We start from the raw sequence: 12,601 nt of genomic DNA, 5'->3' as shown, positions 1-12,601 counted from the left end.
AAACCGAAAAAATGAAAAGACTCAAAACGGGTAAGATGCGAGAAAGGGACGGTAAGCATGAAAAAAACGAAAGCGAGCTACTAAAAAAGCTCGCTTATGGTTTGTTTTTGTTTAATTGAATGGGATCACATTTTTGAATTTTAGAGCGGGACTACTCAACAATGATCACTTCAACACCGCTGCGGCGTAGTTCCTGCAAACTCTCCTCTGGGATACCTTCATCAACAATGATGGTATGGATCCTCTGGGTATCAATGATCTTATGCAGGCTGGAGCGGTTAAACTTCGTCGAGTCGGTAACAACAATAATACGTTCAGCCACTTCACACATCCGACGGTTGAGACGCGCTTCATCTTCGTTGTGCGTGCTAACACCACGCTCTAAATCAATAGCATCAACGCCAAGAAACAGCATGTCGAAGTGATAATTTTGTAGCGACTGCTCAGCCTGATCGCCATAAAACGATTGTGACTGACGACGCAAATGACCGCCGGTCATCAGCAGCTCAACCCCTTCGGCTTCCAGTAGCGCATTGGCGACATTCATACCGTTGGTCATAGCAATGACATTAGTATGCTGGCGCATCAGGCGGGCAATTTCATAGGTCGTGGTACCGGAGTCAAGGATCACGCGGTGTCCCGGTTGAATCAACTCTGCGGCGGCTCTGGCAATACTGCGTTTTACTGCCGTATTAAGTGAACTCTTATCTTCAACAGAAGGCTCCACAACAGGCGCATTGCTTTCGCAAATCAGCGCTCCGCCATAGGCACGTACCGCAATCCCCTGCTTTTCCAGAAAAGCGAGGTCGTTGCGAATAGTGACCGTGGAGACGCCAAAAAATAAGGAGAGATCGTTAACCTGAACGCTTCCCTGCTGCCGTAACCGCTGGATGATCTGCTCACGTCTTTCGCTGGTGCCAATAACGCGCTTATCTGCAGAGGACTCGGTGTTACTCATAAGAAATCCTTTAGTTGAACCTTTCGTTTTATTTCGTTTTATCTATTAACGCCTTTCTTTTACGCGAATGCAAGCCCCGCAAGCAGGGAAGAGCCGGACGAACTTACGCTGAAACCTTTCATTGTGTTTCTTTTGTGAAACAGATCGGAAAACTATTATCTTTCGTTTTATTTTTATAACACCATGATGCAGTATTAAATGAAACAAAACGAAAGATTGATGTCGCAGTAATCTGACCTGGAGAGGAAAGTGAAACATCTAACTAAAATGGTCGAGCAGCATAAACGGGGGAAGGCAAACGGGATTTATGCCGTTTGTTCCGCGCATCCAATCGTACTGGAAGCCGCAATACGCTACGCCCATGCCAATCATACACCGCTGTTGATCGAAGCAACCTCTAATCAGGTTGACCAGTTTGGCGGCTATACAGGTATGACGCCAGCCGATTTTCGCAGTTTTGTCTGCCGATTAGCCGACTCGCTTGATTTTTCTCAGGATATGCTGATTCTCGGCGGAGACCATCTCGGGCCAAACCGTTGGCAAAATCTGCCTGCGGAACAGGCAATGGCCAATGCTGACGATCTGATCAAGAGCTATGTCGCCGCAGGCTTTAAAAAAATCCACCTCGATTGCAGCATGTCTTGTGCCAACGACCCGGTTCCACTGACGGATGAAATCGTCGCTGAGCGCGCCGCACGCCTGGCCAAAGTCGCCGAAGAAACCTGTATGGCACATTTTGGCGAGTCTGACCTGGTCTATGTGATTGGCACAGAAGTTCCGGTTCCTGGTGGCGCACACGAAGCGTTAACCGAACTGGCGGTAACAACACCAGATGCCGCACGTGCAACGCTGCAGGCCCACTATCACGCCTTTGAAAAGCGCGGGCTGGAAGGTATATGGGCACGTATTATCGCCCTGGTCGTGCAACCTGGCGTTGAATTCGACCACACGCACATCATTGATTATCAACCGCAGAAAGCCGTGGCACTCAGCAAAATGGTGGAAGACTACGACACGCTGGTTTTTGAAGCGCATTCTACCGATTACCAAACGCCACAGTCCTTGCGCCAACTGGTGATAGACCACTTCGCTATTCTGAAAGTGGGACCCGCGCTTACCTTCGCCCTGCGCGAAGCGCTGTTTTCGTTAGCTGCCATTGAAGAAGAATTGCTGCCTGCAAAAGCCAGCTCGGGCCTGCGACATGTGCTGGAAAGCGTAATGCTTGATAGACCAGAGTACTGGCAGAGCCATTATCACGGTGATGGCAACGCACGCCGTCTGGCCCGTGGATACAGCTACTCTGATCGGGTTCGTTACTACTGGCCGGACAGCCAGATTGATGAAGCATTTGAACGTCTGGTACGTAACCTGGCGGACGACCCCATTCCACTACCGCTGATTAGCCAGTATTTACCCTTGCAGTACGTAAAAGTGCGCGAGGGAGATCTCAGCGCCACGCCGCGAGAACTCATCATTAACCATATTCAGGACATACTGCAGCAATATCACTGCGCCTGCCTGGGTGCTCCAGATCGTAACGCATAACAAAAAAGAGAAAAATACCATGCCAAACATTGTATTAAGTCGCATTGATGAACGTCTGATTCACGGTCAGGTTGGTGTGCAATGGGTCGGGTTTGCGGGGGCAAACCTGGTGCTGGTCGCTAATGATGAGGTGGCTGAAGATCCAGTGCAGCAAAACCTGATGGAAATGGTACTGGCAGAAGGGATCGCCGTACGCTTCTGGTCACTACAAAAAGTGATCGACAATATTCACCGTGCCGCCGATCGCCAGAAAATTCTGCTGGTCTGCAAATCGCCTGCGGATTTCTTCCGTCTGGTCGAAGGCGGTGTTCCTGTTAACCGTATCAACGTTGGCAATATGCACTACGCCAACGGCAAGCAACAAATCGCCAAAACGGTTTCTGTAGACGCTGCCGATATTACGGCGTTCAACGGGCTCAAAGCCGCTGGAGTGGAATGCTTCGTTCAGGGCGTTCCAACAGAACCCGCCCAGGACCTCTATAAACTTCTCTGAGGGATTCACAATGGAAATCAGTCTGTTGCAGGCTTTTGCGTTGGGTATTCTCGCCTTTATTGCAGGCCTGGATATGTTCAACGGGTTAACGCACATGCACCGCCCGGTTGTTCTCGGGCCGCTGGTCGGCCTGATTCTGGGCGATCTGCATACCGGTATTTTAACAGGTGGCACGCTGGAACTGGTGTGGATGGGTCTTGCCCCACTAGCGGGAGCTCAACCGCCAAACGTTATTATCGGCACTATCGTGGGAACCACGTTTGCCATAACGACCGGAGTGAAACCTGAAGTTGCCGTAGGTGTGGCGGTACCGTTCGCCGTAGCAGTACAGATGGGGATTACCTTCCTGTTCTCTGTGATGTCCGGGGTGATGGCTCGCTGCGATCGCATGGCAGCGAATGCCGATACCGCCGGGATTGAGCGGGTCAACTATCTGGCGTTGCTCGCGTTGGGGACCTTCTACTTTTTATGCGCGTTCCTGCCGATTTACTTTGGTGCGGAACATGCCAAAACCGCGATAGATGTTCTGCCAACGCGTCTGATTGACGGCCTGGGTGTGGCAGGCGGCATCATGCCAGCTATCGGCTTCGCCGTACTGCTGAAAATCATGATGAAAAACGTCTATATCCCCTACTTCATCCTGGGTTTTGTAGCCGCAGCCTGGCTCAAACTCCCTGTGCTGGCGATCGCCGCCGCAGCACTGGCAATGGCGCTGATCGATTTTCTGCGTAAATCACCTGAACCTACAGCTCCCGCAGCACAAAAAGAGGAATTCGAAGATGGCATCTAATCAAACTGCTCTGCCGAACGTTTCCGAAACCGAAGAAACGCTGCTGTCCGGCACCAATGAAAACGTCTACGAAGACCAGAATATCGGTGCCGAGCTGACGAAAAAAGATATCAACCGTGTTGCCTGGCGTTCAATGCTGTTGCAGGCCTCTTTTAACTACGAACGTATGCAGGCATCAGGATGGCTGTACGGCCTGTTACCTGCTCTGAAAAAGATCCATACCAATAAGCGCGATCTGGCGCGTTCGATGAAAGGCCATATGGGCTTCTTCAACACGCACCCGTTCCTGGTCACGTTTGTTATCGGGATTATCCTGGCGATGGAACGCTCCAAGCAGGATGTGAACAGTATTCAAAGCACCAAGATTGCCGTGGGTGCGCCGCTTGGCGGCATCGGCGATGCCATGTTCTGGTTAACGTTACTGCCTATTTGCGGCGGTATCGGGGCCAGCCTGGCGCTGCAAGGCTCTATTCTTGGTGCAGTTGTCTTTATTGTTATGTTCAACGTGGTTCATCTTGGTCTGCGCTTTGGGCTGGCACACTATGCTTATCGAATGGGCGTTGCTGCCATTCCGCTGATTAAAGCTAACACCAAAAAGGTTGGACATGCGGCATCCATCGTAGGGATGACGGTGATCGGTGCGCTGGTAGCGACCTATGTTCGCCTGAGCACTACGCTGGAAATCACTGCTGGCGATGCGGTAGTGAAACTGCAAACAGACGTGATAGACAAGCTGATGCCTGCTTTTTTACCGCTGGTCTACACATTAACCATGTTCTGGCTGGTCCGCCGTGGCTGGAGTCCTCTGCGCCTTATCGCCATTACCGTGGTGCTCGGCGTCGTAGGTAAGTTCTGTCATTTCCTGTAAATATAAGGGGTTGTAGATGTTAGGTATTATTTTGACGGGTCATGGCGGGTTTGCCAGCGGAATGGAAAAAGCGATGAAACAGATTCTGGGTGAGCAGACTCAGTTCATTGCCATCGACTTTCCGGAAACCTCAACCACTGCCTTGCTCACCTCACAACTTGAGCAGGCGGTGGGTGAACTGGATGCGCAGCAAGACATCGTGTTTCTGACCGACCTGTTGGGCGGGACGCCATTTCGCGTCGCTTCCACGCTAGCCATGCAAAGGCAAGGTACTGAAGTGATCACCGGTACCAATCTACAACTGCTACTGGAGATGGTGCTGGAGCGCGACGGCCTGAGCAGCGAAGCGTTTCGTTTGCAGGCGCTGGAATGCGGGCACCGGGGTTTAACCAGCCTGGTGGACGAGCTGGGACGCTGCCGTGAGGAAAAGCCCGTTGAGGAAGGGATATGACACTGCTACTGCGCGCCAGACGTCTACTGACCGAACAGGGCTGGCTGGACGATCATCAATTGCATATTGAAGACGGTATCATTGCGGCAATAGAGCCAATTCCTTCCGGCGTTATGGTCCGCGATGCTGAACTGCTCTGTCCGGCATACATTGATACCCACGTACACGGGGGCGCGGGTGCCGATGTGATGGATGAAGCACCGGATACGCTCGACAAACTGGCGATGCACAAAGCACGTGAAGGGGTAGCCAGTTGGCTACCCACCACCGTCACCGCCCCATTACCAGATATTCACCGGGCGTTGAAACGTATTGCCCATCGCTACCATTCCGGCGGGCCCGGCGCGCAGGTACTGGGTAGTTATCTTGAAGGTCCGTACTTTACGCCGCAGAACAAAGGGGCGCATCCGCCTGAGCTCTTCAGGGAACTGGAGCTCAGGGAGCTGGATGAACTGATTGCGATTTCCCAGCAAACATTGCGCGTCGTTGCGCTGGCACCAGAAAAACCCGGTGCATTGCAGGCCATCGAACATCTGAAGCAGCGCAACGTACGGGTGATGCTGGGACACAGCGCAGCTACCTTGGAACAAACCCGCGCAGCCTTTGACGCCGGCGCTGACGGACTGGTTCACTGCTATAACGGTATGACCGGTTTACATCATCGGGAGCCAGGAATGGTTGGCGCAGGGTTAACCGACCCTCGCGCCTGGCTGGAACTTATCGCTGACGGACACCATGTCCACCCGGCGGCCATGAAGCTCTGCTGCTGTTGCGCCAAAGACAGACTGGTGCTGATCACTGATGCCATGCAGGCTGCAGGAATGCCAGACGGACGCTATACGCTCTGCGGTGAGGAGGTGGAAATGCACAGTGGTATTGTGCGTACCGCTTCCGGTGGCCTTGCTGGTAGCACGCTCTCGGTTGACGCAGCCGTACGTAATATGGTTGAGCTCACCGGGATAACGGCAGAAGAGGCAATTCATATGGCCTCTCTCCACCCCGCACGTCTGTTGGGTATCGATCGCCAACTGGGATCGTTAGCAGTGGGAAAACGTGCAGACGCGATCGCGCTCAATAGCGGGCTACATTTACAACAGATCTGGATTCAGGGTCAGGCTCTCCCCCTTTGACCTTTCATTTTGTCTCGTGTTGGCCTGCGGTCTTCGATCGCAAGGCCTTTCTTTTCCTTTCGCTTGAGTAAATATCTAACCATCCTACAACAAACCTACTTCTTATAGATCAATAAGATAACTACACCTTTCGTTCTCACGATCACAAATTTCGTTTTATTTCATTTTGAATTATTGCTCTTTCGATTTCTTTCCTATAGATTTTAATCAATCGACGAGATGAACAAGTGAAACGAAACGAAAGATAGCGACATTCTCGCCAGCGTCTTATGTGGAATTTACAAGACTAAGGACTTAAGTTATGCCAGAAACCTATACCCCTGTTACCGCGGTAACGGGCACCTGGACCGAAGAAGAGATCCGTCAACAACCTGCCAGTTGGATCCGTTCCCTTACGAATATCGACAACATTCGATCTGCCATTGACAGCTTTCTCGCGCCATTACTGCGCAAAAACGATCTGCGGATCATACTGACCGGGGCTGGAACATCAGCATTCATTGGCGACATCATCGCCCCCTGGCTGGCAAGCTATACCGGTAAAAACATCAGCGCTGTGCCGACCACCGATCTGGTCACCAATCCGATGGATTACCTGAATCCCGCACATCCGCTGCTGCTCATTTCTTTCGCTCGCTCAGGTAACAGCCCTGAAAGCGTTGCAGCAGTGGAACTGGCTAATCAGTTTGTGCCTGAGTGTTATCACCTGCCGATCACCTGCAACGAAGCAGGTAGCCTCTATCAAAACGCAGTTGCAAGCGACAATGCCTTTGCTCTGTTAATGCCCGCAGAGACACATGATCGTGGCTTCGCGATGACCAGCAGCATTACCACCATGATGGCCAGCTGCCTGGCAGTATTTGCCCCAGAGAAAATCAACAGCCAGACCTTCCGTGACGTGGCCGATCGGTGCCAGGCGATTCTGACTTCGCTGGGCGATTTCAGCGACGGTGTATTTGGCAATGAACCCTGGAAACGGATCGTTTACCTCGGTAGCGGTGGATTACAGGGAGCAGCGCGGGAATCGGCACTGAAAGTCCTGGAGCTGACTGCAGGCAAACTGGCCGCATTCTATGACTCCCCGACAGGCTTTCGTCACGGTCCAAAGTCACTGGTTGATAACGAAACGCTGGTAGTGGTCTTTGTTTCCAGCCATCCGTATACACGTCAATACGATCTCGATCTGCTGGCAGAGTTACGCCGCGATCGGCAGGCATTGCGGGTTGTCGCGATTGCCGCACAAACCCATGAGGTGATTGAAGCAGGCCCACATATTCTGCTGCCGCCAGCACGCTCTTTCATCGATATGGAATTGGCGTTCTGCTTCCTGATCTACGCCCAGGTTTTTGCTTTGACGCAATCCATCAATATCGGCAATACACCGGATACGCCTTCTGCCAGCGGCACTGTGAACCGCGTTGTACAGGGCGTTGTTATTCATCCCTGGAACGCCTAAAAGGATCGTTTTATGAGCATTATTTCCACGAAATACCTCCTGCTGGATGCCCAAAAAAAGGGCTATGCCGTACCCGCCTTTAACATTCATAACGCCGAAACGATCCAGGCGATCCTTGAAGTGTGCAATGAAATGCAATCGCCGGTGATCCTGGCAGGAACGCCGGGTACCTTTAAGCATATCGCGCTGGAAGAGATCTACGCGCTGTGCAGCGCTTATTCCACCAGCTACGGTATACCGCTGGCGCTGCACCTCGATCACCATGAGTCGCTGGACGACATTCGTCGTAAAGTGAATGCAGGAGTGCGCAGCGCAATGATTGACGGCAGCCACTTTCCGTTTGAAGAAAACGTGAAGCTGGTGAAATCCGTTGTGGATTTTTGCCATGCCAAAGATTGCAGCGTGGAAGCTGAGCTGGGTCGCCTCGGTGGCGTAGAAGATGATATGAGTGTGGATGCAGAAAGCGCCTTCCTCACCGATCCACAAGAAGCTAAACGGTTTGTTGAGCGTACTGGCGTAGATAGCCTTGCTGTTGCCATCGGCACAGCACACGGTTTGTACACCAAAACACCCAAAATCGATTTCCAGCGGCTGGGTGAAATTCGTGAGGTAGTCGACGTTCCGCTGGTGCTGCATGGCGCAAGCGATGTCCCTGACGAATACGTCCGCCGCACGATCGAGCTTGGCGTTTGCAAAGTTAACGTCGCGACCGAACTGAAAATCGCTTTTGCCGATGCGGTCAAAGCGTGGTTTGCGGAGAATCCGCAGGGCAACGATCCTCGCTATTACATGCGGGTCGGTATGGATGCGATGAAAGAAGTGGTGCGTAGCAAAATCACTGTATGCGGGTCAGCAAACCGCTTATTAATCAGTGAAACTGCCGCTCAGTCTTAAGCACTGTGTTAGCTAATGGCCATACCCTTGTCGGTTTGGCCATCAGCAATCGGGCTTACTCTCCCTGCTGTTCCAGCGCGTGCTTATACAACGCATTCTTTTTCACGCCATGGATTTCAGCAGCCAGCGCGGCGGCCTTTTTCAGCGGCAGTTCTGCCTGCAATAAGGCCAGCGTACGCAGCGCATCAGCCGGGAGGTCATCTTCTTGCGCTTTATGCCCTTCGACAATCAGCACCATTTCGCCCTTACGACGGTTTTCATCTTCCTTGACCCACGCCAGCAGTTCGCCAACTGGTGCGCCGTGAATAGTTTCCCAGGTTTTGGTCAGCTCGCGCGCCAGTACCACGTAACGGGATTCGCCCCAGACGGCAACCATGTCTTCCAGGCTATCCAGCAAGCGGTGGGTAGATTCATAAAAAATAAGCGTACGCGGTTCTGCTTCAATGGCTTTCATCGCATCGCGGCGGCCTTTTGATTTCGCAGGCAGAAATCCTTCATAGCAAAAACGGTCTGAAGGCAGACCTGCAGCGCTCAGGGCAGCAATCGCCGCACAAGGACCAGGCAGAGGAACAACGCGGATCCCCGCTTCGCGACAGGTACGCACCAGATGGTAGCCAGGATCGTTAATCAGCGGCGTTCCGGCATCGGAAACCAGCGCAATGTTTTGTCCTTCTCTGAGCTTCGCGACCAGCGTTTCGGCCTTTTGCTGCTCGTTGTGGTCATGTAGCGCGAACAGACGCGCGTTAATCGCGAAGTGTTGTAACAATAATCCTGTATGACGAGTGTCTTCAGCGGCAATCAAATCAACGGCTTGTAAAACTTCGAGCGCTCGTTGGGTAATATCAGCCAAATTTCCTATAGGAGTAGGTACAATAAAGAGTTGGCCTTGAGAATTATCCGCCGATTCGTGTTGTTTCATTGTGTCGTCCGTATTGCCGATTTAATATTGAGCATTGAGTAAAAAAATATCACTGGATACAGTATGGTACCCTCAACATTTTCTCGTTTGAAAGCCGCACGCGCGCTACCAGTCATTCTGGCAGCACTGATTTTCGCAGGCTGTGGCACCCAGGCGCCAGACCAGAGTGCAGCCCATATGCAGGGCACTGCGCAGGCTGATTCCGGCTTTTATCTGCAACAAATGCAGCAAAGCTCTGATGATAGCAAGACCAACTGGCAATTACTCGCCATTCGTGCACTGCTGAAAGAAGGCAAGAGCCAGCAGGCTATCGAACTGTTTAACCAGCTACCGCAGAAGCTAAGCGATGCCCAGCGTCGTGAGCAGTCACTGCTGGCCGTCGAGATTAAGCTCGCGCAGAAAGATGTCGCTGGCGCACAGGCCCTGCTGGATAAGTTAACTCCCGCCGATTTCGATCAAAACCAACAGGCACGCTACTGGCAGGCGCAAATCGACGTCAACCAGGGTCGCCCGTCTCTGACGCTGCTGCGCGCCCTGATCGCCCAGGAACCGCTGCTGGCCGCGAATGCTAAGCAGAAAAATATGGACGCCACCTGGCAGGCGCTGTCGTCCATGACCCAGGAGCAAGCGCAAGCGCTGGTCATCAATGCTGATGAAAACGTGCTGCAAGGCTGGCTGGATCTCCAGCGCGTCTGGTTCGATAACCGTAACGATCCGGACATGATGAAAGCCGGTATTGCGGACTGGCAGAAACGTTATCCGCAAAACCCAGGGGCAAAACTGTTACCAACACAGTTGGTTAACGTGCAGAGCTTTAAGCCCGCCTCCACCAGCAAAATCGCCCTGCTGTTACCACTGAACGGTCAGGCCGCTGTATTTGGCCGGACTATTCAGCAAGGCTTTGAAGCTGCGAAAAACATGGGCACTCAACCTGTCGCAGCCCCTGTTGCTGTCGCACCTGCCGCAGTTCCAGCTGCCGCGACCACCACAGAACAGCCGCAAACGACTGACGGCGTTGCCAGCCCGTCTCAGGCGTCAGTAAGCGATCTGACCAACGAGACGCCGGCTCAGCCAGAAACACCTGCTGTGCAGCCCGCAGCACCCGCTCAGCCAACAACCGCCAGTGCACCGGCGAATCCATCCGCTGAGCTGAAAATCTACGACACTTCATCACAGCCGCTGAACCAGATCCTGACTCAGGTTCAGCAGGATGGCGCCAGCATCGTGGTTGGCCCACTGTTGAAGAACAATGTTGAAGAGCTGATGAAAAGCAACACGCCATTGAACGTCCTGGCGCTTAACCAGCCGGAGTCGGTGAAAAATCTGCCGAATGTCTGCTACTTCGCCCTGTCGCCAGAAGATGAAGCGCGCGACGCCGCGCGCCACATCCGCGATCAAGGAAAACAGACGCCGCTGTTGTTGATTCCACGGAGTTCATTAGGCGATCGCGTTGCCAACGCCTTTGCACAGGAATGGCAAAAACTGAGTGGCGGCGTGGTATTGCAGCAGAAGTTCGGCTCCACCGCTGAACTTAAAATGGGCGTCAACGGCGGCTCAGGGATTTCCCTGACAGGCAGCCCTGTGGCCTCCTCTGTGCCAGCCCAACCCGGCGTAACGATTGGCGGTCTGACCATCCCGGCAGCACCTACCGATGCACAAATCACCGGCGGCAGCGGTCGTGTTGATGCCGTGTATATTCTGGCGACGCCGGAAGAAATTGCATTTATTAAGCCGATGATCGCCATGCGCAACGGCAGCCAGAGCGGAGCAACGCTGTACGCCAGCTCTCGTAGTGCGCAGGGCACTGCCGGCCCGGATTTCCGTCTGGAGATGGAAGGCTTGCAGTACAGCGAAATTCCGATGCTGGCAGGCGCTAACGCACCTCTTATGCAGCAGGCGCTTGACGCGGTTCGTAACGACTACTCGCTGGCGCGTATGTATGCCATGGGTGTCGATGCCTGGTCGCTTGCCAACCACTTCTCGCAAATGCGTCAGGTGCAGGGTTTCGAAATTAACGGTAATACCGGGGCCTTAACCGCAACGCAGGATTGTGTGATTAACAGGAAGTTATCATGGCTCAAATACCAGCAAGGACAAGTCGTCCCCGCCAGTTAACGAGTAAACAGACCGGTGACGCGTGGGAATCCACCGCGCGTGACTGGCTGCTGAGCAAGGGACTGCATTTTATCGCCGCCAACGTGCGTGAACGTGGTGGCGAAATCGACCTGATAATGCGTGAAGGCAACACCACCGTATTTGTTGAGGTTCGCTACCGACGCTCAGCACAGTTCGGCGGTGCGGCGGCGAGTGTGACCCGGAGCAAACAACACAAATTATTACAGACCGCCCGCTTGTGGCTTGCGCGCCACAATGGGAGTTTTGATACTGTGGATTGCCGGTTCGATGTGTTAGCCTTCACCGGAAATGATGTTGAGTGGTTTAAGGACGCGTTCAACGACCGCTCATAGTTGAAGATTCAGAGCCTGGTTCTTAAGGATTAGCGTGTTAGATAGAATTAAAGTCTGCTTTACAGAAAGCATTCAAACTCAGATAGCTGCGGCTGAAGCACTTCCGGATGCAATCTCCCGTGCCGCCATGACGCTGGTTCAGTCCCTGCTCAATGGCAACAAAATTCTCTGTTGTGGTAATGGGACGTCCGCTGCCAACGCACAGCATTTTGCTGCCAGCATGATCAATCGTTTTGAAACAGAACGCCCAAGTTTACCTGCGATTGCACTAAACACTGATAATGTGGTCTTAACTGCGATTGCCAACGATCGCCTGCACGACGAAGTTTATGCAAAACAAGTCCGTGCGCTGGGACATGCAGGTGATGTTCTGCTGGCAATCTCTACGCGTGGTAATAGCCGCGATATCGTAAAAGCCGTTGAAGCCGCCGTGACACGCGACATGACAATCGTCGCGCTGACCGGGTATGACGGAGGGGAACTGGCCGGATTACTGGGGCCACAGGATGTTGAAATCCGTATTCCCTCACACCACAGCGCCCGCGTTCAGGAAATGCACATGCTGACGGTCAACTGCCTTTGCGATCTTATCGATAACACGCTTTTCCCTCACCAGGATGATTAAGGAG

Annotated in this window: 13 protein-coding genes; 11 read left to right on the top strand and 2 right to left on the bottom strand. The window is 52.9% G+C overall.

The window, feature by feature from the left end; all coding sequences use genetic code 11:
- Positions 1-151: 151 nt before the first annotated feature.
- Complete coding sequence (locus SK35_RS02990; protein WP_003024922.1) at positions 152-958, bottom strand: DeoR family transcriptional regulator; 807 nt, start codon at positions 956-958, stop codon at positions 152-154.
- 267 nt (positions 959-1,225) lie between these two features.
- Between SK35_RS02990 and kbaZ the strand changes: the two genes are divergently transcribed.
- The 8 genes from kbaZ to kbaY all read left to right on the top strand — a co-directional run bounded on the left by kbaZ (position 1,226) and on the right by kbaY (position 8,585).
- Complete coding sequence (gene kbaZ, locus SK35_RS02985; RefSeq protein WP_008785897.1) at positions 1,226-2,503, top strand: tagatose-bisphosphate aldolase subunit KbaZ; 1,278 nt, start codon at positions 1,226-1,228, stop codon at positions 2,501-2,503.
- Between the two features lie 19 nt (positions 2,504-2,522).
- Positions 2,523-2,996 carry a PTS N-acetylgalactosamine transporter subunit IIB gene (gene agaV, locus SK35_RS02980; RefSeq protein ID WP_003024925.1) on the top strand — a complete coding sequence of 158 codons (474 nt, stop codon included), beginning with the start codon at positions 2,523-2,525 and terminating at the stop codon, positions 2,994-2,996.
- A gap of 10 nt (positions 2,997-3,006) precedes the next feature.
- On the top strand, positions 3,007-3,786 hold the full coding sequence (agaW, locus tag SK35_RS02975; RefSeq protein ID WP_003839998.1) for a PTS N-acetylgalactosamine transporter subunit IIC: 780 nt from the start codon (positions 3,007-3,009) through the stop codon (positions 3,784-3,786).
- On the top strand, positions 3,776-4,654 hold the full coding sequence (gene agaE, locus SK35_RS02970) for a PTS N-acetylgalactosamine transporter subunit IID (RefSeq protein WP_003024929.1): 879 nt from the start codon (positions 3,776-3,778) through the stop codon (positions 4,652-4,654). Before agaW ends, agaE begins: the two co-directional genes overlap by 11 nt.
- A gap of 16 nt (positions 4,655-4,670) precedes the next feature.
- Positions 4,671-5,105 carry a PTS galactosamine/N-acetylgalactosamine transporter subunit IIA gene (agaF, locus tag SK35_RS02965; protein WP_048215476.1) on the top strand — a complete coding sequence of 145 codons (435 nt, stop codon included), beginning with the start codon at positions 4,671-4,673 and terminating at the stop codon, positions 5,103-5,105.
- Positions 5,102-6,235 (top strand): N-acetylglucosamine-6-phosphate deacetylase, encoded by a 1,134-nt coding sequence (gene nagA / locus SK35_RS02960; RefSeq protein ID WP_048215475.1) that lies wholly within the window; start codon positions 5,102-5,104, stop codon positions 6,233-6,235. Before agaF ends, nagA begins: the two co-directional genes overlap by 4 nt.
- Before the next feature lie 301 nt (positions 6,236-6,536).
- Complete coding sequence (locus tag SK35_RS02955; RefSeq protein WP_048215474.1) at positions 6,537-7,691, top strand: AgaS family sugar isomerase; 1,155 nt, start codon at positions 6,537-6,539, stop codon at positions 7,689-7,691.
- Positions 7,692-7,703: 12 nt separating this feature from the next.
- Positions 7,704-8,585: a tagatose-bisphosphate aldolase subunit KbaY gene (gene kbaY / locus SK35_RS02950; RefSeq protein ID WP_048215473.1), complete on the top strand. Its 882-nt coding sequence runs from the start codon at positions 7,704-7,706 to the stop codon at positions 8,583-8,585.
- A 55-nt stretch (positions 8,586-8,640) separates the two neighbouring features.
- Here the strand turns inward: kbaY and rsmI are convergent, their stop codons facing one another.
- Positions 8,641-9,504, bottom strand: a complete 864-nt coding sequence (rsmI, locus tag SK35_RS02945; protein ID WP_048215472.1) for a 16S rRNA (cytidine(1402)-2'-O)-methyltransferase — start codon at positions 9,502-9,504, stop codon at positions 8,641-8,643.
- Positions 9,505-9,567: 63 nt separating this feature from the next.
- Here rsmI and SK35_RS02940 point away from each other — a divergent pair, with 63 nt between their 5' ends.
- The 3 genes from SK35_RS02940 to diaA are packed head-to-tail and all read left to right on the top strand — an operon-like array spanning position 9,568 to position 12,597.
- Positions 9,568-11,619, top strand: a complete 2,052-nt coding sequence (locus SK35_RS02940; protein WP_048215471.1) for a penicillin-binding protein activator — start codon at positions 9,568-9,570, stop codon at positions 11,617-11,619.
- Positions 11,577-11,972 carry a YraN family protein gene (locus SK35_RS02935; RefSeq protein ID WP_003828625.1) on the top strand — a complete coding sequence of 132 codons (396 nt, stop codon included), beginning with the start codon at positions 11,577-11,579 and terminating at the stop codon, positions 11,970-11,972. Before SK35_RS02940 ends, SK35_RS02935 begins: the two co-directional genes overlap by 43 nt.
- A gap of 34 nt (positions 11,973-12,006) precedes the next feature.
- Positions 12,007-12,597 (top strand): DnaA initiator-associating protein DiaA, encoded by a 591-nt coding sequence (diaA, locus tag SK35_RS02930; RefSeq protein ID WP_003024948.1) that lies wholly within the window; start codon positions 12,007-12,009, stop codon positions 12,595-12,597.
- Positions 12,598-12,601 lie beyond the last annotated feature (4 nt).

This window comes from Citrobacter sp. MGH105 (assembly GCF_001037485.2).
In the GTDB taxonomy this organism is placed as follows: Bacteria; Pseudomonadota; Gammaproteobacteria; order Enterobacterales; family Enterobacteriaceae; genus Citrobacter; species Citrobacter portucalensis.
The sequence above is the reverse complement of the archived record's forward strand: the minus strand, read 5'-3'. Positions and strand labels throughout refer to the sequence as shown.